Origin of the sequence: Asanoa siamensis, assembly GCF_016862555.1 — a bacterium.
GTDB classification, from domain to species: Bacteria; Actinomycetota; Actinomycetes; order Mycobacteriales; family Micromonosporaceae; genus Asanoa; species Asanoa siamensis.
On record NZ_BONE01000020.1, the window covers coordinates 96,477 to 119,650 of the forward strand.

General features: G+C 70.1%; 23 protein-coding genes. 7 read left to right on the plus strand and 16 right to left on the minus strand.

Going from position 1 to position 23,174, the window contains the following annotated elements; all coding sequences use genetic code 11:
- Positions 1-61: 61 nt before the first annotated feature.
- From Asi02nite_RS42315 to Asi02nite_RS14670, 3 genes are all read right to left on the minus strand, one after another.
- Positions 62-193 carry a hypothetical protein gene (locus Asi02nite_RS42315; protein ID WP_275410331.1) on the minus strand — a complete coding sequence of 44 codons (132 nt, stop codon included), beginning with the start codon at positions 191-193 and terminating at the stop codon, positions 62-64.
- A 71-nt stretch (positions 194-264) separates the two neighbouring features.
- The gene (locus Asi02nite_RS14665) at positions 265-1,014 is read right to left on the minus strand and encodes an SDR family oxidoreductase (RefSeq protein WP_203713321.1); all 750 of its coding nucleotides are present in this window, start codon (positions 1,012-1,014) and stop codon (positions 265-267) included.
- Between the two features lie 101 nt (positions 1,015-1,115).
- Positions 1,116-2,495: an MFS transporter gene (locus Asi02nite_RS14670; RefSeq protein WP_203713359.1), complete on the minus strand. Its 1,380-nt coding sequence runs from the start codon at positions 2,493-2,495 to the stop codon at positions 1,116-1,118.
- 102 nt (positions 2,496-2,597) lie between these two features.
- Here Asi02nite_RS14670 and Asi02nite_RS14675 point away from each other — a divergent pair, with 102 nt between their 5' ends.
- On the plus strand, positions 2,598-3,041 hold the full coding sequence (locus Asi02nite_RS14675; protein ID WP_203713322.1) for a hypothetical protein: 444 nt from the start codon (positions 2,598-2,600) through the stop codon (positions 3,039-3,041).
- 139 nt (positions 3,042-3,180) lie between these two features.
- Here the strand turns inward: Asi02nite_RS14675 and Asi02nite_RS14680 are convergent, their stop codons facing one another.
- A complete protein-coding gene (locus tag Asi02nite_RS14680; RefSeq protein ID WP_203713324.1) occupies positions 3,181-4,167 on the minus strand; it encodes an SDR family oxidoreductase in 987 nt (328 codons plus the stop codon).
- 148 nt (positions 4,168-4,315) lie between these two features.
- Between Asi02nite_RS14680 and Asi02nite_RS14685 the strand changes: the two genes are divergently transcribed.
- On the plus strand, positions 4,316-5,161 hold the full coding sequence (locus Asi02nite_RS14685; protein WP_203713326.1) for a helix-turn-helix transcriptional regulator: 846 nt from the start codon (positions 4,316-4,318) through the stop codon (positions 5,159-5,161).
- Here the strand turns inward: Asi02nite_RS14685 and Asi02nite_RS14690 are convergent.
- Positions 5,151-6,251 carry an S-(hydroxymethyl)mycothiol dehydrogenase gene (locus tag Asi02nite_RS14690; protein ID WP_203713328.1) on the minus strand — a complete coding sequence of 367 codons (1,101 nt, stop codon included), beginning with the start codon at positions 6,249-6,251 and terminating at the stop codon, positions 5,151-5,153. The genes Asi02nite_RS14685 and Asi02nite_RS14690 overlap by 11 nt on opposite strands.
- 119 nt (positions 6,252-6,370) lie before the next feature.
- Between Asi02nite_RS14690 and Asi02nite_RS42565 the strand changes: the two genes are divergently transcribed.
- Positions 6,371-7,189, plus strand: a complete 819-nt coding sequence (locus Asi02nite_RS42565; RefSeq protein WP_203713330.1) for an O-acetyl-ADP-ribose deacetylase — start codon at positions 6,371-6,373, stop codon at positions 7,187-7,189.
- A gap of 4 nt (positions 7,190-7,193) precedes the next feature.
- On the opposite strand, the gene Asi02nite_RS14700 is transcribed toward Asi02nite_RS42565, so the two are convergent.
- Positions 7,194-7,859: a DNA alkylation repair protein gene (locus Asi02nite_RS14700; RefSeq protein ID WP_203713331.1), complete on the minus strand. Its 666-nt coding sequence runs from the start codon at positions 7,857-7,859 to the stop codon at positions 7,194-7,196.
- 60 nt (positions 7,860-7,919) lie between these two features.
- Entirely contained in the window at positions 7,920-8,528 is a 609-nt protein-coding gene (locus Asi02nite_RS14705; protein WP_203713332.1) for a TetR/AcrR family transcriptional regulator, read from the minus strand.
- Positions 8,529-8,637: 109 nt separating this feature from the next.
- Between Asi02nite_RS14705 and Asi02nite_RS14710 the strand changes: the two genes are divergently transcribed.
- Both Asi02nite_RS14710 and Asi02nite_RS14715 read left to right on the plus strand, forming a co-directional pair.
- A complete protein-coding gene (locus Asi02nite_RS14710; RefSeq protein WP_203713333.1) occupies positions 8,638-9,336 on the plus strand; it encodes an alpha/beta fold hydrolase in 699 nt (232 codons plus the stop codon).
- A gap of 46 nt (positions 9,337-9,382) precedes the next feature.
- Positions 9,383-10,381, plus strand: a complete 999-nt coding sequence (locus Asi02nite_RS14715) for a tetratricopeptide repeat protein (RefSeq protein ID WP_203713334.1) — start codon at positions 9,383-9,385, stop codon at positions 10,379-10,381.
- On the opposite strand, the gene Asi02nite_RS14720 is transcribed toward Asi02nite_RS14715, so the two are convergent.
- Genes Asi02nite_RS14720 through Asi02nite_RS14750 form a run of 7 tightly spaced genes read right to left on the minus strand, consistent with a single transcriptional unit; the run spans position 10,378 to position 18,067 of the window.
- Positions 10,378-11,364, minus strand: coding sequence for an Lrp/AsnC family transcriptional regulator (locus Asi02nite_RS14720; protein WP_203713335.1), 987 nt, complete (start codon positions 11,362-11,364; stop codon positions 10,378-10,380). The genes Asi02nite_RS14715 and Asi02nite_RS14720 overlap by 4 nt on opposite strands.
- Complete coding sequence (locus Asi02nite_RS14725) at positions 11,354-12,199, minus strand: alpha/beta fold hydrolase (protein WP_239126722.1); 846 nt, start codon at positions 12,197-12,199, stop codon at positions 11,354-11,356. The genes Asi02nite_RS14720 and Asi02nite_RS14725 overlap by 11 nt, the downstream gene beginning before the upstream one ends.
- Positions 12,200-12,229: 30 nt before the next feature.
- Positions 12,230-13,408: a M24 family metallopeptidase gene (locus tag Asi02nite_RS14730; RefSeq protein WP_203713336.1), complete on the minus strand. Its 1,179-nt coding sequence runs from the start codon at positions 13,406-13,408 to the stop codon at positions 12,230-12,232.
- A 3-nt stretch (positions 13,409-13,411) separates the two neighbouring features.
- Positions 13,412-14,293, minus strand: coding sequence for an ABC transporter permease (locus Asi02nite_RS14735; RefSeq protein WP_203713338.1), 882 nt, complete (start codon positions 14,291-14,293; stop codon positions 13,412-13,414).
- Positions 14,290-15,255 carry an ABC transporter permease gene (locus Asi02nite_RS14740; protein WP_203713339.1) on the minus strand — a complete coding sequence of 322 codons (966 nt, stop codon included), beginning with the start codon at positions 15,253-15,255 and terminating at the stop codon, positions 14,290-14,292. The genes Asi02nite_RS14735 and Asi02nite_RS14740 overlap by 4 nt, the downstream gene beginning before the upstream one ends.
- A 13-nt stretch (positions 15,256-15,268) precedes the next feature.
- On the minus strand, positions 15,269-16,858 hold the full coding sequence (locus Asi02nite_RS14745) for an ABC transporter substrate-binding protein (RefSeq protein ID WP_203713341.1): 1,590 nt from the start codon (positions 16,856-16,858) through the stop codon (positions 15,269-15,271).
- Positions 16,859-18,067: a dipeptidase gene (locus Asi02nite_RS14750; protein ID WP_203713343.1), complete on the minus strand. Its 1,209-nt coding sequence runs from the start codon at positions 18,065-18,067 to the stop codon at positions 16,859-16,861.
- A gap of 193 nt (positions 18,068-18,260) precedes the next feature.
- On the opposite strand from Asi02nite_RS14750, the gene Asi02nite_RS14755 reads away from it, so the two are divergent.
- Positions 18,261-19,271: an ABC transporter ATP-binding protein gene (locus Asi02nite_RS14755; protein WP_203713345.1), complete on the plus strand. Its 1,011-nt coding sequence runs from the start codon at positions 18,261-18,263 to the stop codon at positions 19,269-19,271.
- Positions 19,258-20,268 (plus strand): ABC transporter ATP-binding protein, encoded by a 1,011-nt coding sequence (locus tag Asi02nite_RS14760; RefSeq protein ID WP_203713346.1) that lies wholly within the window; start codon positions 19,258-19,260, stop codon positions 20,266-20,268. The genes Asi02nite_RS14755 and Asi02nite_RS14760 overlap by 14 nt, the downstream gene beginning before the upstream one ends.
- 217 nt (positions 20,269-20,485) lie before the next feature.
- Here the strand turns inward: Asi02nite_RS14760 and Asi02nite_RS14765 are convergent, their stop codons facing one another.
- Positions 20,486-20,902 carry a hypothetical protein gene (locus tag Asi02nite_RS14765; RefSeq protein WP_203713347.1) on the minus strand — a complete coding sequence of 139 codons (417 nt, stop codon included), beginning with the start codon at positions 20,900-20,902 and terminating at the stop codon, positions 20,486-20,488.
- A 127-nt stretch (positions 20,903-21,029) separates the two neighbouring features.
- On the minus strand, positions 21,030-22,337 hold the full coding sequence (locus tag Asi02nite_RS14770) for a radical SAM protein (RefSeq protein ID WP_203713348.1): 1,308 nt from the start codon (positions 22,335-22,337) through the stop codon (positions 21,030-21,032).
- Positions 22,338-23,174 lie beyond the last annotated feature (837 nt).

Sequence of the window (23,174 nt, forward strand, 5' to 3'; positions counted from 1 at the left end):
CGGGCGCCTCATGGCCACCGCCATGCCGCCGCCAACGCGGTCGGGTCGTCGTCCGGGCGGATCACCGGCACGCCGTCCGCGAGGTCGTCGCCGCCCACGGCTCGGGAGGCGGCAGCGCGGGCCCGTCGTCGAGCAGCGGCCGCACGCGGTCGTGCTGTGGACGGCGTGCGTGGATCATGAACTCCCAGCTCACGCCGGCAGCGTACCGGCGCTGACGCGGCCCGGGGTGGCGACCGAGGTTCCCCGGCCCGCGTCACGGCAACGTCAGCGGGACTGGGCCGCGCGCCACTGCGCGAGGCTGATCGCGCCCGGGCGGTAGTCGCCGATCGGGACGATCGTCTCGTCGTTCATCGTCTGGCCGAAGTACGTGGCCGCCGGGTCGGCGACCACCGCGCGGGTGTCGCCCTTGGCCGCCAGCGTCTCCCGGATCACCTCGTCGAACCGCAGCCTGTCCGGGCCTGCCGTCTCCACCGCGCCGTTGACCGGTGCCGCGGCCGCCGCGTCCGCGACTGCCCGCGCGACGTCGGCCGACGCGATCGGCTGGAAGGCGACCGGTGCGATGTGCACCTCGTCGCCGACGGCCGCCGAGTCCGCGATGGCGCCGAGGAACTCAAAGAACTGCGTCGCCCGGACCACCGTGTACGGGACGCCCGACTCGGCGATCAGCTTCTCCTGCGCGACCTTCGCCGGCAGGTAGGTGCTCTGCGGGCTGCGGTCCGAACCGACCACCGACAGCGCGACGTGGTGTCCCACGCCGGCCGCCTTCTCCGCGGCGAGGATGTTGCCCGTCGACTTCTGGAAGAACTCCATGACGTCGTCGGGCGCGAAGGAGGGCGAGTTCGTCACGTCGACGACGACGTCGGCGCCGGCCAGTGCGGCCGCCAGCCCCTCGCCGGTCACGGTGTTGACGCCCGTCGACGGCGACTGCGGGACCGCCTCGTGCCCCGCCTGCCCCAGCAGGCTCACCACCTGCGAGCCGATCAGCCCGGTACCGCCGAATACCACGATCTTCATCAGTCAACCTCCTGCTTGGGCGGCGGCCTGCTGCCGCCTTACCCGCTTCGACCGGGTAGACCCCGGCGTTGTGACCGGCAGCGGCCGATGTGACGGCCGTCTCACGGCCGCCTGCCCGCACGGTGGCCGGCCACCACGTCGGCGGTCGCGGCGACCAGCGCGAGCGCCATGAAGCCGATGGTCACGTACAGGCCGGTCCGGAACGCCTCGCCGTAGTCGCCGCCGGTGGCGGCCAGGCGGTTGAAGAACACCGCGCCGATCGCCGCGATGCCGAGGGCGGACCCGATCCGCTGCCCGGTCTGCAGCACCCCGCCGGCGCTGCCCGCCTCGGCGACCGGCACCTCGCTCAGCGTCAGGTTCTGGTTGGGGCTGATCACCAGGCCGCTGCCGATGCCGGCGCAGAGCAGCGGCAGCGCGGTGGCGAAGCCGGCGCCGCGCCCGCTCACGAACTCCAGCGCCAGGATGACGAGGAGCAGCCCGCCGATGACCATGCCCAGGCCGGTGACGACCAGGACCCGCCCGTACCGGTTGACGATCCGGCCGCCGAGCAGCGCACCCGAGGCTGAGCCGACCGCGAACGGTGTCACGGCCAGGCCGGCCTCCAGCGGTGAGTAGCGCAGCCCATTCTGCAGAAAGAGCGTGAAGATGAAGAAGGTGGTGGTGAACCCGGCGAAATACGCGAAGGCCAGGAGCGACCCCAGCGCGTACGACCGGTGGCGGAACAGACCGATGTCGACGAGCGGCGCCGCGCCCCGCCGCCGCACCTCCCAGGCGACGAACAGACCGAGCATCGCGAGCCCGGCGGCGATCAGGATCCAGGTGATCGGCCCGTGCCACTGCCGCTCCTGCACGAGCGGCAGCAGCACCAACGCGACACCGGCGCCCAGCAGCACGACACCGAGCGGGTCGATCCCCTGGCGCGGCCGTTGCTCGCCGGACGGGCCCGGGATCCACCGCGACCCGAGCACGATCGCCACGATGCCGATCGGCACGTTGATGAAGAAGATCCACCGCCAGCCCGTCTCGGCACCGGCGATCGCGATGATCGCGCCGCCGAGCAGCGGACCGATGGCCGTCGACACGCCGATGGTCGCGCCGAGGGCGCCGAACGGACGGCCCCGCTCCTTCGGCGTGAACAACTGCTGCACGAGGCCGCTGACCTGCGGGTTGACGACGCCGGCCGAGGCGCCTTGGACGAGTCGGGCGCAGATCAGCCAGAGCTCGTTCTCGGCGAGGCCGGCGGCCGTGCTGGCCAGCGTGAAGCCGCCGAGCCCGAGCACGAACAGCCGCCGCCGCCCGTGCGCGTCACCGAACCGCCCGGCCGGTACGAGCACGAGCCCGAAGGCGAGCGCGTAGCCGGACAGCACCCACTGCAGCCCGCCGGACGACAGCCCGAGATCGTCCTGGATGGAGGGCAACGCGACGTTGACGATGCTGATGTCGAGCAGGGTCATGAACGCCGCGATCAGCGCGACCGTCATCGCCCGCCAGCGCGCCTCCACCCACACCCCCCTTTATCCGACATTACCGGTAGTCGGCCGACACGCCCGGCCGCGCGCCGACAGCGCGTATGGTCACCGGTAATGAACCCTGTCGAGGCCATGGGACATGCGGTCGCCGCCGTCGCGGCCGGGTTCCGCAAGGACCGCGAGGCGCTGTCGATCCTGCTGCGGATGAGCCCGGACGAGGCGATCCTCGTCGCGGGCGGCATGCTCGACCTGGTCCACCTGCTCGCGAAGCTGGTCGCCGAGGACGAGGACGGCGTCGCCGCCGAGGTGATCCTGGCGACGGCCGAAGGCCGGTCCGACGTGGTGCGCCGGATGGCGACGTTCGCGGTCGACGTCATCAACTCCGACGGCGCGCTGCCCTGCGCCGTCGAGGCCGACGAGGTCATCGTCGGCCTCGGCGCGATCGCCGGCCAACTGGCCGAGCGCGCCGCCGCCCACCGCGGCGAGACACCCCTCGAGGTGCTGGGCCGAATCGGCCTGGGCGTGGCCGAGCTCGAAGCATTCGACTCACTCGAGTGAGAAGCAGCCAGGTGTGGGACGTCGCCGCGATCCGGGACCGGTTGCCCGCCCTCGCCGCTGCTGCGGCGGGCGTTCATCTCGGTCAGCCTCATGGCGCTCGCGGGCCTCGTCGTCCTCGGGCTGCTCGTGCTGGGCCTCGTCAGGCATCTCCGTCGCGGGTGACCGGGTCCGTTGTGGACATCGGGACGGTCGGGAACGCGGCCCCGACGAGATCCTCGGACAGGCGCCAGATCCTGGCGGCGTCGTCGGTGCTGCGCAGGCGGGTGTAGAGGGTCTGTTCGGCGGGCGGGCCGGAGAGGTGGGCGAGGCCCCTAGGACCGTAGAACCGGCCGCCGTGTGCCGTAGGCGACGTCGCCGCGAACAGGGCCGGCTGCGCCGCCGTCCCGACCGTGCCGAGCAGGATTCCGGTCCGGGACAGCGCGCGGATGAGGCGTACACCCGTCGTGTCCTTGGCCCGGCCCAGCTCCGGGCGCGCGGCCAGCAGGTTGGTCGGCGCGACGCCGGGGTGGGAGATGTTGCTGGTGATGCCCCAACCCGCCGCCCGGCTGCGCCGGTCGAGCTCGAGCCCGAACAAGCCAAATGCGATCTTGGACTGGCTGTACGCGCGACCCGGATGGTAGGACCGTTCCCAGTGCGGGTCGTCCCAGTTGATGGCGTTCTGGTTGGCCGCGACGCTGATCTGCGAGGTCACCCGGGCCCGGCCCGCCCGCAGCAACGGCAGCAGGCAGGCGACGAGCGCGACGTGACCCAGGTGGTTGCTGCCGAACTGCAGCTCGAATCCGTCCGCCGTGGACCGTCGTCGCGGCGGCGTCATCACGCCGGCGTTGTTGACGAGGATGTGGATCGGGCGGCCCTCGCGCCGCAGGTGGTCGCCGAGCGCGGTCACCGAGTCCAGGCGCGACAGGTCGAGATCCCGTAGGGAGACATCGGCGTACGGGTGTCGCTGCCGGATCGTCGCGATCGCCGCCTCGCCCTTGCGGCGGTTACGGACGGGCATGAGGACCGCGGCTCCGGCTGCCGCGAGGCGACCCGCCAGGACCACCCCGACGCCGTCGCTCGCGCCGGTGACGACGGCGAGCTTCCCGGACAGGTCCGGAACGGTGATGTCCGGTCGGGTGCGTGCCATTGTTCCCCCTCGTTGTCTGGATGTGGGTTCCAGGCTGCGGGAGATTCACGGGGTCAACCACGGCCCGCCGATCACAGGCTCGGGGATCCGCCAAGGGGGGATCGGCAGTCCGATGTTGCGGTCCGGCGCCGGTGGTAGAACGAAAGACATGATCGATCGGGTCGGGCTCGCCGAGTTCCTCCGCCGCCGCCGCGAGGCGCTCCAGCCGGAGGACGTGGGTCTTCCCCGCGGGCAGCGCCGCCGCACCGCGGGCCTGCGGCGCGAAGAGGTCGCCGCGCTCTGCCACCTCTCCGTCGACTACTACAGCCGCCTGGAGCGGGAGCGCGGCCCGCACCCGTCACCGCAGATGATCGCCTCGATCGCGCAGGGCCTGCACCTGTCGCTCGACGAGCGGGACCACCTCTTCCGTCTCGCCGGCCACAACCCACCCACCCGGGGCGCGCTCGGCGAGCACATCAGCCCCGGGCTGCTGCGCATCTTCGACCGGCTCACCGACACGCCGGCCGAGATCGTCACCGAGCTCGGCGAGACACTGCGCCAGACGCCGCCCGGGGTCGCGCTGACCGGCGACCTGACGCGGTACACCGGCCCGGAGCGGAGCATCGGCTACCGCTGGTTCACGGATCCGGCCGTCCGGGCGGGGTACCACCCGGACGACCACACCCGGCTCTCCCGCGTCTTCGCCGCCGGGCTGCGCCAGCTCGTCACCCTGCGCGGGCCCGACTCGTGGGCCGCCCACCTCCAGCGGCTCCTGCTCGACCGCAGCGCCGAGTTCCGCGCCCTGTGGGACGACCACGAGGTCGGCGTCGCCCTCGACAACGAGACGAAGCGCTTCGTCCATCCCGAGGTCGGCCTGCTCGAACTGACCTGCCAGCGCCTGCTCGACCCGGACAACGCGCACTACCTGCTCGTCTACACCGCGGTTCCCGGCACCGAGAGCCACGAGAAGCTCCAGCTCCTCTCGGTCATCGGCGCGCAGCAGCTCAGAAGATGACCACCGACCGGAGGGCGTTGCCGTGGTGCATCGTGTCGAAGGCCGCCTCCACGTCGGTCAGGGCGATCTCCTCCGTCACGAACGCGTCGAGGTCCAGGCGGCCCTGCAGGTAGAGGTCGACCAGCATCGGGAAGTCGCGGCTCGGCAGGCAGTCGCCGTACCAACTCGATTTCAACGCTCCGCCGCGGCCGAACACGTCGATCAGCGGCAGGTCGGGCACCTTCATGTCGGGTGTGGGCACGCCGACCAGGACCAGCGTGCCCGCGAGGTCGCGCGCGTAGAACGCCTGGCGCCACGTCTCCGGCCGGCCCACCGCCTCGACGACGACGTCCGCGCCGTCGGCGCCCTCGTAGGTCTCGGCGCAGATCCGCTTGATCTCCGCCACCGGGTCGGCCTGCGACGAGTCGATCGTGTGCGTGGCGCCGAGCCGGGTGGCCTGGGCGAGCTTCCGGGCGTCGATGTCGACGGCGATGATCGGGCTCGCGCCGGCCAGCGCGGCGCCCGCGACCGCGGCCACGCCGACGCCGCCGCAGCCGATGACGGCGATGCTGCGGCCCCGGGTGATGCCGCCGGTGTTGAGCGCGGCGCCGATGCCCGCCATCACACCGCAGCCGAGCAGGCCGACCGCCGCCGGCCGCGCCCGCACGTCGACCTTGGTGCACTGCCCGGCGGCCACGAGCGTCTTCTCGGCGAGCGCGCCGATGCCGAGCGCCGGTGACAGCGCGGTGCCGTCCTCCAGCGTCATCTTCTGCGTGGCGTTGTGGGTGGCGAAGCAGTAGTGCAGGTCGCCGCGCTTGCAGGCCCGGCACTGCCCGCACACCGCGCGCCAGTTCAGCACGACGAAGTCACCGGGCGCCACGCTCGTGACGTCGGCGCCGACCGCCTCGACGATGCCGGCCGCCTCGTGGCCGAGCAGGAACGGGAAGTCGTCGTTGATCCCACCTTCCCGGTAGTGCAGATCGGTGTGGCAGACCCCGCACGACCGCACCTTGACGACGGCCTCACCCGGGCCGGGGTCGGGAACGTTGATCGTGACGATCTCGACCGGCGCGCCCTTCTTGCGTGCGACCACGCCCTGAACCTGTTGCATCGCGTTGCTCCTCGCTTCGCCGGAGACGGTGTGCCGTTGTAGTCGACGGCGGGTCGCATCCGGTTGTCAATACAACGCGCTGACGCGCCTCCCAGGTGGCCAGGTGCGAGACTGGCGGCATGCCCGTCATCTCCGCCGTGCTCGGTGACCTCACCGCCGCGGACGTCGACGCCGTCGTCAACGCCGCCAACCGGGCCATGCGTGGGGGTGGTGGGGTCGACGGTGCGATCCATCGGGCCGGTGGCCCCGCGATCCTGCGCGACTGTGTCGCCCGGTTCCCGGACGGCCTCGCGACCGGTGACGCCGGCTGGACGACCGCCGGCGATCTGCCCGCGCGGTGGGTCATCCACACCGTCGGTCCTAACTGGAACGCCGGGCAACGCGACCGCTCCCTGCTCGTGTCGTGCTACCGCCGCGCGCTGGAGGTCGCCGACGAGGTCGGTGCGCGTACGGTCGCGTTTCCGTTGGTCAGCGGCGGCATCTACGGCTGGCCCCGCGCCGACGCGATCGCCGCCGCGGTCGAGACCATCGTCGCCGCCGAGACCAACGTCGAGGAGGTACGGCTCGTCGCGCGCGACGAGGCCGTCCACAAGCAGATCCGGGCGACGCTCCTCTTGCGACAGCCACCGCCCGTCGGCGCGGACACGATCGGGTCGCTGTTCGACCGCGAGCCTGTCCAGTTCTCCCTACGCGGCGACGCCTACCTGTGGCGTGACCTGCGTGCCCAGTTTGCCGACACCCCGCTGCCCGAGGACTGGTTCACCCTCCGGAAGCTCCTCACGGACGCCATCGAGCAGACCACCGGCAAACCCATCGGGGAGCAGGTCCACCTCCCGGAGTACGACCCGGGCCACGGCATGTCCGCGGGCGCCGTCCACGGCCCCTGGTGGGTCCACACAGGACTCCCGATCCTCCTCGACCGCTACACCGCCCGCTAGACCCTCAGCCGGCGCGGCGGACCATCTCGGTGATCCAGATCGGGGCGTAGGGGGACGTGCAGCCCGTGGACGTCGGGTAGTCCTTCAGGACCTCGAGGCGTTCGCCGATGGCGATCGCGCGTACGCGATGATCGGGGTGTTCGATGCCGATCTGCGCCAGGCAGTGGTTCATCGCCCACTGGAGACGTTCCGGCGCGTCCTTCATCTCCGCCTCGATCGTGGCCAGGAGCGCCGGCAGGTCGAGCCCGGACGGCTGCTTCGCCACCCGTTCCGTGGTCAGCGCCCACCCCGCGCTCGCGACCGCCGGGTCCGGGTCGGTGAACCACCACACCCGTAGGTCCTCCGCGTGCGGGCTCTTCTTCACCACATAGTTCACGAGCCAGTCCTGGACCTTGGGCGTACGCGCACCGCGCAACATCGTGTCCAACTCGGCGCGGGAGAAGGCCTTCGGGCGGCAGATGAGCAGCGCCAGCAGCCGCGCGGCGGAGTCGTCGGTCGCCCACAGCGCCCGCGCGAGGTCCTGCTGCGTCTTCAGGCGCTTCGCGACCGCGCGCAGCGCGCTGAGGTTCACCCCGTGGTCGTCGCCGTGCTTCTCGTTGACCGCACGCGCCTTCGGGTCGTCCAACGCCGCCAACTCGGCCAGCACGTCGTCGAGCACTGTCTCGGCCATACGGTGCAGCTTAGGGGGTGTCTCGTGGATCAGGTGGTGCCCTGATCCACGAGACACCCCCTAAGCCGACACGGCGCGGTGCAGGCCGCCGTACCACTGGGTCGCCGCGATCTCCCGTGCCACCGCACCGTCGCGGGCCGGGTCGCCGCTGGTGATGTGCCGGGCGATCGCCTGGTTGGCGCCGAAGATGATGATCTGGCTCGCGATCAGCCGGTCCAGGTCGGCCGCCGCGTCGCCGGCCCGTTGCGCCGCCAGCAGCCACGCCTGCGACAGGTCGACGAACGTGTCCAGTTGCGCCGCCCAGTGCTCGCGCACCGCGCGGTCGTAGCCGGACACCTCGAGGATCGCCCCCAGCACGTGGGCGCGCTCGCGGTAGTAGCCGATCACCGCGACGAGCGTGTCGGCCAGCCCGGCGAGCCCGCGCGGGTCGCCGGGGTGCCAGCCGCTGACGATGGCGTACGCCCCCCGCGCCAGGTCGCTCGCCAGGCCGAGCAGCAGCGCGTTCTTCTCGCCGAAGTGGAGGTAGAGCGTCGACCGGGCGACCGAGGCCTCGTTCGCGATCTGCTGGGTGGTCAACTCCGTGAAGCTCCGCCCCGCGCGCAGCAGCCGCTCGACCGCGGCCCCGACCGCGGCCTCGATCGCGGCACGGCGCTCGTCGGCGGACGTCATCGGCCCATGGTAAGGGCGTGATCCAGACGACATACCGCCTGCGGGCAGGCCTGGGTACGGTGGGCGTCGGACGCAGCGTCCGAAAGCACCGAACGGGGAGAAACAACGCATGGCGATCAAGCCGACCCTCCTGCTCGTGCACGGCGGCCACCACGGCGCCTGGGTCTGGGAGAAGCTCCAGCAGGAGCTGGCCGGTGACGGCTGGCCGACCGTGGCCGTCGACCTGCCCAGCGCGGTCCGCGACACCACCGCACCGGAGCCGCTGCCCGGCGTCCACGCCGACGCCGTCGTCGTCCGGCGGGCGATCGACGCCGTCGACGGGCCGGTCGTGGTCGTCGCCCACTCGTACGCGGGTGTCCCGGTCACGGAAGCCGCCGCCGGCGCCGCGAACGTGGTCCGCCTCGTCTACGTGGCCGCCTACGTGCCCGATCTCGGTGAGAGCATGTTCGGCCTGCACGGCGTGCCCCAGCCGCCGACGCTGGACGGGCTCCGCCCGGCGGCGAACCCCGACATCAACCTGCCGGCCGCCTTCTTCGACGGCGACCTCGACAACCCGGAGACCGCGGCGGCGATCGCCCGGCTCGTGCCGCAGACGGTCCGCGGCGACTTCGAGACACCGACCGCCGTCGCCTGGAAGACCATCCCGAGCAGCTACGTCGTCCCGGAGAACGACATCTCGATCACCGGCCTGCTGGCCGACCAGATGGCCGCGCGTACGACGGCGGTCCACCGCGTCCCCGGCAACCACGCGCCGTTCTTCTCTCACCCGAAGGAGTTCGCCGCCCTGCTTACCGAGATCGTCGGCTGAAACCAGGGGCCGCGGCCGGCAAGATCCGTTGGTAGGGTCCGACGCCGTGGCCCCCATTCCGTGCGACCCGCATCCGGCCGAGGACGACGCCGCGCTCCGCAGGGCGCACGACACGCTCGCCTACGGTGGCGACTGGCGGATGGCCCGCGACCTGCTCGCGTCGGCCGCCGGCGACGACGACCGCCGCTCCCGCTACGTCGGGGTCTTCGCCGAGTCGGCGCTCGGGCCCACCGCGCCGGGCCGGCCGGTCGAGGACGCGACCTGGGTCGACGCCTGGGCCCGGGCCGAGCCCGACAACGCCGACGCGCTCCTGGTCCGCGGCCGGTCGCTGATCACCCGAGCCTGGGAGGTACGCGGCGGCGGCTGGGCGTCGTCAGTGAGCAAGAAGCAGTGGGCGGAGTTCCACCGCCTGCTCGCGCTAGCGGTGCCGGTCTACGAGCGGGCCGTCGCACTGGCGCCCGCGGACCCGCTGCCCTGGGCGCACCGGATCCTGCTCGGGACCGCGCAGAAGGCCAAGCACGACGAGATGGAGCGCTGCTGGGCGGAGCTCGTCGCGCGGGATCCGGGGCACGTCGAGGGACACAGCCTCAAGCTCATGTACCTCTGCCGCAAGTGGCACGGCTCGCACCAGAAGATGTTCGCGTTCGCCCGCACGGCCGCGGCGGCGGCACCGGACGGCTCGCCGCTGCTGGTGCTACCACTGATCGCGGGCGCGGAGTGGGCGTCGTACAGGACGACGGCGCAGAAGTCGCTGCTGAGCACGGTGCTCGTCCGCCGCTACTGGCGGCGCAACCCACAGGTCCAGGCCGAGATCGACGCGGCGCTGCACAGGTGGTTCACCCGCCCGACCCGCCGGGACGGTTGGTACGTCCAGCTCAACTACCTGTCGTACGCGCTCTACAAAGCACAGCGCCACGCGGACAACCGAGCGGTGATCGCGGCGATCGGCCCGTACATCTCCGGCCTCCCCTGGGGTTGGGCAGGCGAGAAGTCAGCCCTGGACGCCTTCACCAAAGCCCACACGGCCGCGTACCAACAGGCCTAGGAACGCGAGAGACTGTCGCGCCACCAGGGGGTTTCGACGAAGCCTCGGCGTAGGACCAGGAGGACCACGCTGGCTGTCCAGCCTTGGACCCCTTCCAGGCGGCCCAGGGTGTTGGTGGTGAACGCGAACAGGTCTTCCGTCGTCGGCAGGATCAGTTCGCACATCAGGGCGTTCTGGCTCAGCAGCGCCGCCACGTAGCGGACGCCTCGATAGCCCGACAGGGTGCGGGCGACCGATTCCAGGAACGGCGGCGCGACCGTGATGTTGAGGATCACCTCGGACTCGAAGCCCATCGCCGCCGCCGGGACGAGGGTTGTCACTTGTATACAGCCGTTGCCGAGCAGCGTTTCGAAGCGGCGGCGGACCGTGCTCTCGTTGAGCCCCACCGCGGCCGCCACCGTGCGGAAGCTGGCCCGGCCGTCCTCGCGCATCAGCTCGACGATGCGGTGGTCGAACTCGTCCAGGTGGCTCGGGTCGCACTGGTGCGCCTCGGCCACCGTCTCCGGCGGCTGGTCGGTGAGCAGCTGGCGCGCCCAGTCGCTGGCCACCTTGTAGACGTGCAGCGTCAGGTCGGTGTCGCAGCGCTGGACGCCGTCGATCTCGAGGATCTGCTCCACGATGCGGGCCAGCAGCGAGTCCTCGCGGCGCAGGCTCAGCTCCGCGAGGATGTCGTACGGGCCGGTCACCAGGCCGAGGAACCGCAGGTCGGGATATTTGACCAGCTCGGCCAGCACGTTGAACTGGGTGCCCGGTGCGCAGGTGATGCGCAGGACGAACAGGTCCGCCGGCCCCGGATGGTTGTTGCGCGGCACGGCGGCGACGCGGACGATCCCGTCGCGCAGCAGCGACTGGCCGCGCCGCGCGACGGTCGCCACGGAGCTGCCGGACAGCTCCGCGATCTCCGTCCAGCTGGCGCGGCCGTCGCTCTGCAGCGCGGCGACGATGCGACGGTCGAGATCGTCGAGGTGGCCGCTAGCGGTCATCCGCACCGACCTCGTTCAAGAACGCGCGTACGGTCTGTCGCCACAGCTCCGCCTCCTCGACCTGTGGGGAGTGACCGGACTTCTCGAACACCACCAGCCTAGCGTTCGGGATCATCGATGCGATGATCTCGCTGCTCGCCACGGGCGTGATCCAGTCGTCGCGGCCGACAGTCACCAGCGTCGGACAAGTGATCTTGTGAAGCTGGTCCTTGATGTCGTAGTTGGGGATGTTAACCGAGAAGGCGTAGTTGTGGGTCTGGTACCGGTACGGCGTCGCCTCGACCTTCTCGATCACCTTGGCCGGGTCGTAGACGTGGTCGTAGAGCGGCAGGATCTCGCGCCAGCAGTCGCGCAGGTCGTCGTCGTCCCAGACGGTCCCGTCGTTGATCCGGTCGAACTTCGGCACGTCGATCGTCACCCGCGTGGACGACAGCGCGTTCTCCCGCGCGGCCTTGTCGTTCTCGTGGTCCGCCGAGGTGTCCCGAAGGACGAGCGCCCGCACGCGCGACGGGTGCCGGATCGCGTACTCCATCGAGATGAACCCGCCGTAGGAGCCGCCAGCCATCACGAACGACTCGACACCGGCCCATTCCCGCAGACCGTCCACGTCGGCCACCCACTGCTCGTGGCTGAACGGCGGGTTGCCCTCGCTGACGCCGGAGCCGCGCGCGTCGAAGACGATGACGCGGAACGTGTCGGCGAACGGCGCGAACGTGGCCCGCGGTTCGGCCCGGGAGCCGAGGCCCGGCGCGCCGTGGTGGGCGATCAGCACGGGCGCGTCGTCAGCGCCGAAGACCTCGACCTCCAGGTCGTTGTCGTTGATTCTCAGCCGCATGGGCGGTGTCCTTCCTGGATGGAGCGGGGTTCAGAGCGGGATGACGATGTCGTCGAGACCACGGGGGTACGCGGTGAAGGGGCGCGCGCCGTCCTCCGTGATCAGCATCGAGTCGGAGATGCGGTAGCCGGCGTGCCCGGGGATGTAGATGCCGGGCTCGTTCGAGACGACCATGCCCGCCGCGAGCGGCGTGTCGTCGCCGTCGGAGAGCCACGGCGCCTCGTGCATGCCGACGCCGATGCCGTGCCCCTGCCGGTGCCGCAGGTAGTGGGCGAGCCCGGCGTCGCGGACGACGTCCAGGCAGATCCGGTTGGCCTCCGCGCACGGCAGGCCGGGCCGCAGGGCCTCACCGCCGACCTGCTGTGCCTGCCGCACCACCTCGTAGTAGCGGCGCTGGTCCGCGGACGGCTCGCCCAGGATGAACGTCCGCTCCCCCTCGACGAACCGGCCGCCGACCGCGCAGCCGAGCGAGAGCATGAACGTCTCCCCCGGCCGCAGCCGGTGACCCGACGGCAGGGCGTGCGGGCGGGCGCTGTTGGCCCCGGAATAGACCAGACCGCCCGCGAGGAACGACACCACCACGACCTCGGCATGCGATGCGTACATCGTGGACGTGCCGACGGTGGTGATGTGCGCGGCCAGTTCGGCCTCGCTGGGCAGCTCACCGCCGGCGGCGATCGCCTCCTCCACGAGGGCGCGGCCGGCGACCAGCATGATGTCGGTGATCCGGGCCGCCTCCTGGTGCAGGGCGACCTCCTCCGGCCGCTTGACGTACCGCGAGTGCATGACCACCTCGGACCGCACCAGCGTCGCCTCCGGGAACGCCGCGCGGATCTGGTCGAGCCGCTCGACGCTGAGCCCGCCCGAGTGGCCGATCCGCCCGCGGAACGACGGTGCCGCCGCGCCCAGGTAGCTCATCGGCGGCTGCAGGCCAGGGAACTCCGGGTAGGCGACCAGGGTCGCCGCCGCGTGCTGGGCCTGCGCGTACTCCCGCTCCAACTCCGGCACGAGCAGCAGCGTCGGCCCGTCCTGCGGCACGAACACGACGGCCGGGCGCTCGTTGGGGTGGTGGAAGAACCCGGTCAGGTAGGCGACGTCGTCGTGGTGGTCGGCGACCACCGCGTCGAGCCCTTCCGCGGCGAGCGCGTCCCGGAGCGACTGCTGCAGGGTCTCGTAGAAGGAAGCGGGCAACCGTTGCGTGTCCAGCATGGACTAGTCCTCCCGGGCGCGCGGGTTGCGCGCGTCGTTGTACGCGATGGAGATCAGGGTGGCCGAGACGACGAGGAACAGCATCGCCAGCGACGGGAACAACGTGGTCCACCACGCGCTCTGCATCGCGCCGGACTGCTGGGCCTCGTAGAGGATCCGGCCCCACGACCAGCTCGTCGGGTCGCCGAGGCCGAGGAAGGCCAGGCCGGCGGCGGAGAGCACGGCCCGCGACGCGGTCAGCACGACCGAGACGACGATGACCGGCGCGACGGCGGGCAGCAGGTGCTTGCGGATGATCCAGACCGAGGAGCCCCCGGTGAGCTTCGCGGCGTCCATATAGGGCAGCCGGACCACCGAGAGCGCCTGCGACCGGACGACCCGGGTCACCTCGGGCCACGAGAAGAACGCGATGACCAGGACGAGCGTGACCAGGCTGGGGCCGGCCAGCGCGGCGACGAGGATCATCAGCGGGAGCACGGGCAACGACAGGCACAGGTCGACGACGGTGCCGACGATCGTGTCCACCTTGGGGAAATAGGCGCCGAGCACGGCGACCACGACGCCGATGGCGATCGCGAGCGCCGACGAGAGCGCCGCGATGACGATGCTCAGCCGGGCACCCCAGACCACCTCGGCGAAGATGTCGCGCCCGAGGTTGTCGGTGCCGAACCAGTGCGCGCCCGACGGCGCCTGGAGCACCTGGTCGCCGTACCCGCTGGGGTAGGTGGCGATCAGCGGCGCGCAGATGGCGACGACCACCAGCAGCACCAGGATGCCGACGGAGATCATGCCCAGCGGGTTGCGCCGGAACGCCGACCAGGTGGCCCGGGCCGCGGTGACCTGGTCGTTGGTGACGCTGTCGAGTCCAGCGACCGTAGTGGTCATGCCGTCCTCACTCTCGGGTCGAGCACGCCGTACGTCAGGTCGGTCAGCATGTTGGCCAGCACGACCGTGACGGCGAGCAGCACGAACGCGCCCTGCAGCACGGGGAAGTCGAGTTGCGTGACCGCCTCGTAGATGCCGCGGCCGATGCCGGGATAGGCGAAGACCGTCTCCGTCAGCACGGCCCCGCCGACGAGATAGCCGAGTTGCAGGCCCACCAGCGTGGTAGTCGGCAGCAGCGCGTTGCGCAACGCGTGCTTCCAGACCACCTTGCGGTTGGGCATGCCCTTGGCGCGGGCGAGGACGCAGTAGTCCTCACCGAGCGCGTCGATGAGCGTGGAGCGCAGGGTCAGCACGTACGAGCCGAGTTGCACCAACATCAGGCTGACGCACGGCAGGACGAGGTGCTTGGCGACGTCGAGGTACCACGCCGCGCCGTACACGCCCGGTGAGTAGGAGCCGCCGATCGGCAGCAGGTGGAGCTTGAGGCCGAGGAAGAACAGCAGGAAGATGCCGACGCTCGGCACGAACAGCGACTGCCCGATGACGCCGCCCACCTGGGTGAACCGGTCGAGGAAGCCGCGGGGCCGGGTCGCGGCCAGCACCCCGAGCGGGATGCCGACCGCGACCGTGAGCAGCAGTGCGGTGAACGTGAGCAGCAGGGTCCACGGCAGGCGCTCCATCAGCACCTCGCTGACCGGAACCTGCCGTGCGAACGAGATGCCCAGGTTGCCCTGCACGAGCTCCCACAGGTACTTGCCGTACTGGACGAGCAGCGGCTGGTCCAGTCCGTACTGGCGCAACAGCTCCAACCGGGCCGCCGGCGTCATGTTCGGGCTGGCCACCGCGAGCGCGGGGTCGCCCGGCAGGAGCCGGAGGAGGAGGAAGGTGACTGTTACCGCGAACCAGACGGTCAGCAGGGCCCTGCCGAGCCGGCGTGCGGTGAATCGAACAACCTGGGTCATCGTCAGTTCTCCGTCAGCTCTTCTTCGCGTTCGCGAGCGACTGGGGGTCCACGACGGACAGCAGCTCGCTGGGCTTGACGACGAAGCCGCTCCACTTGTCGCTGTGCGCGACGTAGAGGTTCTGCATGTACATGACGTTGTCGTAGACGTTGTCCCGGACCAGCTTGGCCGCCTGCTGCACGAACTGCTTCTGCGCGGCCTTGTCGGTCGTACCCTGCGCCTGGGTGATCAGTGAGTTGAGCGCCGGGTCGTCGACCAGCGTGTAGTTGATGGCCCCACCGGGCAGGTAGGTCAACGCCATGTTGGTCGTCGGGTCGTCCATGATCGCGAAGTTGCCGGCGTAGATGTCGTACTCGCCCGCGTCGGTCTTCGCGAGATAGGTGTTGCGGTCCATGCCCTGCAGGTTGATGGTGATGCCGGCCTTGGCCGCGTCGTCCTTGACGAGGTTGGCCCACTGCGAGGTCACCGCGTCCTGCAGCGAGTAGATCATCGTGAGCGTCAACGGCTTGCTCGGCCCGTAACCGGCCTCGGTGAGCAACTGCTTCGACTTCTCGACGTCGAACTCGTACTCCTTGCTGGTCGGGTCCGCGAACTCGGTCAGCACCGGGGGAATCGGGCTCGAGCCGGTCGTGACCGCCTGCCCCTGCAGCACGACCGAGCGGATCGCCTCGTAGTTGACGGCGTGCGCCAGCGCCTGCCGCACCTTCACGTCCGCGAGCGCCGGGTGCTTCATGTTGTACGTCATGTGCGCGTACCCGAGGCCCGGGATCTCCTGCACCTTGATGCCCGGCGTCGACTGCAGGTTCTTGACCTGGGCCGGCGGCAGCGCGTTGGCGATGAGGTCGACCTCACCGTTCTTCAGCGCCAGGATCTCGGTGTTGATGTCCGGGTACACCCGGTAGACGATCTTGCTCACGACGGGCGTGTTGTTCGGAGCGAAGGGGTACGGGGTGACCCGCTCGAGCGTGTAGCTCTGTCCCTTCGCGACGTTGGTGAGCTTGAACGGGCCGGAGCTGACCCAGTCCTTGTCGTTGGCGAACTTCGCCACGTTGCCCGACGGCTCGAAGACGTGCTTCGGCACCACGTTCATCCAGAAGCCGACCTCGGTCACCACCGTCGAGTCGGGCTTCTTGAGCTTGAGCTCGACCCGGGTCGGCGACGGTGCCGAGGCCGAGTCCACATTGACCAATTGGCCGTAGGTCGTGTTGCCGGCCGGCTTGTCGCGCAGGATCGAGTTGATGGTGAACGCGACGTCGTCGGCGGTGACCGGCTTGCCGTCGCTCCACTTCATGTCGTCGCGCAGGTTCCAGAAGGCGGTCATCGGGTCGGTGAACCCGTAGTCCTTGGCGAGAAGCGGGGACTTCTTGCCATCGGCCGAGATGGACAGCAGCCGCGGGTACATCAGGCTGGTGATCCAGTTGTCGGTCCGGCTGTTGCCGATCAGGGGATTGAAGTTGACCACGTCGGTGGTGGTCGCGATGGTGAGCGTGGCGTCGCTCGCCGCGCCGGCGTTGTTATCGGTTGGTGCGCTCGGGCTGCAGGCGCCCAGGACCGCGGTCGCCGCCAGGGCGGCGACCGCGATCAGGGGGTGACGAAGGCGCATCTAGACCCAGACCTCCTCCAGGACGCGGATGGTGTTGCCGCCGACCACCTTGCGGATCTCGTCGTCGGAGTAGTCGTGGCTGACCAGCCATCCGATGATGTTGTAGAAACACTCGGCCGGGTTCTCCAGGCCGTCGACGTACTCCACCTCCGGGAAGTCCACGCGACCGTGGGCCTCCTTCGTGGACAGATTGCTCGCGAATGCCTTGTGCAGGCCCACGTGGTCACCGAACAGGGTGTCGGGGCCGAACGTGACGTGGTCGATGCCGATCAGGTCCACGCAGTGCGTGAAGTGGTCCATGACCGACTCGAGGGAGTGCCGCGGGTGCGCGGCCGAAAGGGTCGTGTGGGGTGCCGCCTCCAGGCCGAGCACGCCGCCGCGCTCGGCACACGCCTTGATGACGGCGTCCGGCTTCATGCGGTTGGTCGGCCAGACCTCGCGTGAGCCGCAGTGCGTGATGAAGACCGGCTTGGTGGAGTGCTGGACGGTCTCCAGCGCGGTCCGGTCGCCGGAGTGTGAGATGTCGATGGCGAAGCCGAGCTTGTTCATCCGCTCGACGGCCTTCTCGCCGAAGTAGGTCAGGCCGCCGTCGCCGCGCTCCTTGAGCCCGCTACCGAGGTAGTTGGACTCGGAGTAGGCGATGCCGATCTGGCGTACGCCGAAGCCGTAGAGCACGTCGAGCCGGTCGACCTCGTTCTCGATCGGGGTCGCCGCCTCGAGCGCGAAGACGTGGGCCATCCGGCCGGTCTCGTGCGCGTGGTAGATGTCCTTGAGCGTCTCGCCCTTGATGACGTAGTCCTGGTGCGCGATGTCGGCCATCCGCACACCGAGGTCGAAGAGCACGTCCTGGTACTTCCAGCCGGCGTCGCTGGAGATGCAGCACGTGCCGTCCATGCCGTTGTCGAAGACCGCGGTCATGCCGGAACGGGCCAGGCCCTTGTAGCCGGTGGGTTCGCGGCCCTGCCGGATGTGCTCGCGCAGCTGTCCCATGTCCTTCGGGAACACCTGCACGTGGTCGTGCAGCGAGATGACGATCTCGTCGGTGAGCAGCTTGACGACCCGCTCGCGCTGGCTGTCGGAGAGCTCGAGCCCCGCGTACGCCGGAACACGGCTGATCTGCTCGGCGTACTCGAAGATCTTGAAGTCCTTGCCCGGCTCGAGATAGTCGTACGCCGTGTAGCCGGTGTAACGCTTCGCGCTTTCCAGCATCGAAGCCCTCCTTCGTGTGGTGCGGATTTCGTCGCCGGGTGCCGCCGGGGTCGCTGGCATGCGTGGCGATGCATGGGAGGGTTGCAAAAATCCGGCGCCGTAGTCAAGATGCAAAAGAAGAACGGGCGTCAACGACGCTTGGATGGCGAAGTACGGGCAAGAACGTCCGATTCGTTGCTGGGGAGAACACGCAATGCATGCATCGGCTGACTCCACGTCACGAGCGCTGGAGGTACGCGGCCTCTCGGTCACGTTCGCGACCCGCCGCGGCCCCGTGCCCGCGGTCGTCGACGTCGACCTCCAGGTCGCCCGCGGTGAGCTCGTCGCGCTGCTCGGCGAGTCCGGCTCCGGAAAGTCGGCGGCGGCCCGCGCCATCATGGGGCTCTCGGACCGCAACGCCACCGTCGGCGCCGACACGCTGCGGCTCGGCGACACCGACCTGCTGAGCCTCACCGAGCAGGGCCGGCGCAGGACCCGCGGCACCCGGATGGCGATGGTCTTCCAGGACGCGCTCTCCGCGCTCAACCCCGTGCTCTCGATCGGCGACCAGCTCGGTGAGCTCTACCGCGAGCATCGCGACATGTCCCGCAAGCAGGCCCGCGCGGCGTCCGTCGACCTGCTCGCCCAGGTGGGCATCCCGGCACCGGACAAGCGGGTCTCGGACTACCCGCACCAGTTCTCGGGCGGCATGCGCCAGCGCATCCTGATCGCGATGGCGATCGCGCTGCGGCCCGAGCTGATCATCGCCGACGAGCCGACCACCGCCCTCGACGTCACCGTCCAGGCGCAGATCCTCGAGCTGCTCGACTCGCTGCGGCGCGACCTCGACATGGCCGTCCTGCTGATCACCCACGACCTCGGCGTGGTCAGCGAGGTCGCGGACCGGGTCATGGTCATGTACGCGGGCCGCGTCGTCGAGGCCGGCAGCGCCGACGACCTGCTCAGCCGGCCCGCACACCCGTACACGGAGGCGTTGCTGCGGTCCGTGCCCCGCGCGGACCGGCGCGACGCCACGCTCCACGCCATCTCCGGCAGCCCACCGAGCCCGGCCAACCAGCCGGCGGGTTGCCCGTTCCACCCCCGCTGCGAGTACGTCATCGATCTGTGCCGGACGTCGCGGCCGGCGCTCACGCCGCTCGAGGACGCCACCGCCCGGACCGCCGCGTGTCACCGATCCGAGGAGGTTCGCCATGCCACCGTCTGAGCTGGTGCTCGACGCTCGCGACCTGCACAAGACGTTCCACACCGGACGATCGGGGCTGCGCCGCGCGCGGGTCAGCGCCGTCGACGGGGTCAGCCTTCAGCTGCACGCCGGCGAGTCCCTGGGCATCGTCGGCGAGTCGGGCTGCGGCAAGTCGACGCTGGCCCGGATGCTCGTCGGCCTGGAGAGCCCGGACTCGGGCAGCATCGTCATCAACGGCAAGGACGTCACCAAGGTACGCGGCCGGGACCGCCGGCTGATGCGGGCCGAGGTGCAGATGGTCTTCCAGGATCCGTACACGTCGCTGGACCCGCGGATGACGGTGCTGGAGCTGATCGGTGAGCCGCTGGTGGTGCACAAGCGGGTTACTGGAGCTGCCGAGCGCCGCTCCCGGGTCGCCGAGCTGTTGAGTCTGGTCAACCTGGCGCCGGAGCTGATGCACCGCTACCCGCACCAGTTCTCGGGCGGTCAGCGGCAGCGCATCGGGATCGCCCGCGCCCTGGCGCTGGAGCCGCGGGTGCTGGTCTGCGACGAGCCGGTGTCCGCGTTGGACATGTCGGTGCAGGCGCAGGTGGTCAACCTGCTGCGCGACCTGCAACAGCGGATGGGGATCGCGCTGCTGTTCATCGCCCACGACCTGTCGGTGGTACGACACGTGGCAGACCGGACGGCGGTCATGTACCTGGGTCGGCTGGGCGAGGTCGGCGACACCGACGTCGTGTACGACTCGCCGGCACACCCGTACACCCAGGCGTTGTTGTCGGCGTCACCGGTCGTGGACCGGTCACGGCGCCGGTTGGCGAACCGGATCACGCTGGCCGGCGACCCACCGAGCCCGAGCGACCCACCGAGCGGGTGCCGCTTCCACACGCGCTGCCGCTTCAAGCAGGACCGCTGCGCGTCCGAGACACCGGTGCTGCGTTCGCTGTCCGATTCGAAGGAGCGCACCGTGGCGTGTCATTTCGCGGAGGAGGTGCGCGAGGGGGCGCTGGCGGGGTGATGTGGCCTCGTCATACAGGTGCTCGCGAAGACCAGCCACGCGCTGGTCGGTTGCGGTCGTTGGCGCACGTCGAGCGTGCGCGACTCGATGGTGAGTCCGGCGGGGTGCGGGCCAGGGGGTCGATCCGTTCGGGTATCGAGCGGACCGATCGGATGGTCGGCGACCGCGGGCATCGCACGAGGGTAGCCGGCCGGAGTCGCCCCCGGCCGGCCGTCGCTCAGTTCTTCAGGGCGATGTCCTGGACGATGGTGCCGCACCGCACGTCCTGGCCACCCGCTCCATTGCGTTCACAGACCTGCATCGAGACCCACCTGCCCTCGGGGATGAAGACGTTGACCGATACCGAGCAGGTACCGCTGCCGCCGGCGGCATGCCGTTCGATCAGGCCGCCACCCTGCCACCAGATGTAGCCGACCGCCCGGTGCCCGTCGCCGGAGCCGTTGTCGCAGGCCCTGAAGGGTGAGTACTGACCGGCGTTGGCCCAGTACGCCGAACCGTAGCCCTGGTAGTAGCCGTCTGCCGAGTAGGCCTGCATCTCGTCCGCGGCCATCGCCGCACCCGGAGCGGCCACCAGCCCGGCGACCGTGAGCACCATCGCGAGCAGCGCGCCCCCGAACCAACGCGACTTCTTCATCCGCACACCTCCGTCGACGACGACCGCAGTGGCCGTCACGAACGATGTTCGGCCAGAGTTCATCGACGATCCAAGATGTTCGAACAACCTCGAACGAACTCGGACACCGCTGGGCGGCAGTCCCCGCCTACGCGTCGGCGGGCAGCGAGTCCATGAAGGAGCTCACCGAGAAGACCGCTCGCCCGGGGCCGGCCGGCCCGTACCCGGGTGGGCTGGAAAGGCCGTTCGCCTCCATCACCGCGCGGTAGGTCTCCAGGAGCCGCACGTGGTATTCGAGCGGCGCGCCCTCCGGGTTGGCCTTGCCGAGCGGCGTCGTCGGCTCCGGGCACCAGGTCGTGAAGCGCGGGGTGATGCCGCGCGACATGAAGTAGGTCAGGCCCTCCTCGGTCGAGGCGATCGCCTCGTCGACCGTGGTGAAGCCCGCCGGGGCGGCCATCTCGACTCCCGCCACGAAGTTCGGGATGACGTTACGCGGCCCGAACACCTCGGCCGAGTCGAGGATGCGGCGGTGCCACTCCTCGCGGCCGACGTAGCGCTCCTTGCCCGGGCAGTACAGCTCGAACAGCCGCTTGTCCCACACCTCGTAGTTGGGGTGGTAGATCTGGATGCCGTAGTCCTTGAACCGCTGCACGTCGGCCCGCGGCAGCGCCTGGGCGACCACCTTGCCGATCCAGCGCCCCGGGAAACGCTCCTCGATCGCCTGCGCGTACTGGCCGTAGAAGTCGGCCTCGGCCTTGCCGCCGACGTGCGAGGTGATGCTGCCGCCGGTCAACGTGTAGGCCGTCGACGTCCGCGCCGTGTCGTGCGCGTCGATGATGGCGAGCGCTTCCAGGATCTCGTCGACCGGCTTGACCCCCGTGTACGGGCGACCCGCCGCCTTGTGCTGGCGCCAGTTGTGGTTGATGTCGCAGTACTGGCACTCCTCCTTGGCGCCGAAGTACTGACATACCCGAAACGCCGTCAGGTAGATGAGGTAGCCCCACTGGATGGTCGGCGCGACCTCCATGACCGATTTGCCGTTGGCCAGCGTGTGCCGGTAGTAGTCCGGCATCGGCGGCAGGCCGACGTCGGCGATCGGCCGGTCGTCGAGGTGGAGCCGCAGCCGGCCGTCGTCGGACGTCTTCACGCGGTACGGCGAGCTCGGGTTGATCCGCACCGAGACGACCGTGCGGCGCAGGTCGTACGGGCCGCCGGTCAGCACGATCTCCTCCGGCGGCCGGCGCAGCGCGGCGGTGCCGAGCTCGGGCAGCGTGCGGTGGTCGAACGAGAAGATGAAGTACGACTTCGGCTTGACGTCGCCGCCCTCGTTGTCGGTCAGCGCCGAGTCGTCGAACGCCATGCCACCGCGGAGCAGGTCCTCCTTGATGACCGCTTCCCGCGGGACGTGCGGGAAACGACCCATCAGATCTTCGACCAGCTCGGTACGCGATGCCATACGACCCATCGAACACGCCACCCGACCACGACGCCAACTCGGGTGGAGGGTGTGTCGCCTCGCACACCCGTCCTTGACATGAACCCTGGACCGACGATGTGCGCGTTCCTGCCCGTCCCGACCCTCTGGCGCTGGATGTAGTCGACGAACACCGTCATCCGATCGTTAGTGGCGAGCCATCGTCTCGGTGTCGCCGGCGGCCGCCTTCGGCGATCCGTTCGATCGGCCAACGTTCGCGCCACCGCTTGGGGTCTCCGGCGTCTTAGGCCTCCGCGAGCAGCTCCGCTCACCGTAACCAACTCATAGCCGCGGGCACGGAGCCCTTTATCATTTCCACTTAGGCCGGGAACAACGACTAGCCGTTGTCGTCGCCTGCGTCATGGGGGCTCTTCGAACTTGAGCGGGGTTGGGTGTTTGCGGTGGCAGGTTTCTGGTCCGAGGGCTCGTCGCCCGCGCCGCATTCGGTACATCCCGAGCACCGCGACAAAGAAGAGAACCGCTGCCATCTCTTGCCACGCCGACACGGTGCAATGTGGAGACCGGTGGGCGAGTCGGCGCAGGAACAGCATTCCGATCGGACATGTCAACACCAGCAGCGCCCAGCCGCCACAAGAGTCGCCTCTCATGCCCAGACTGAGTCTCAGCAGGGTCGCGGAAGGTCAGGAGCCCCAACACGTCCGGACCGCTCATGGGCAGGGGCTCATACGGTTCGCTTCAGTTGCTGCCAGGGCCTGCAATTCACACAACGCGCAGCGGCGTGGCCGGCTTCAGAGTCACCGCTTTCAGATTGATCTCGTAGGCGCCGGCCGAGGGCGCAAAAGTCGTCGATGGCGCGTA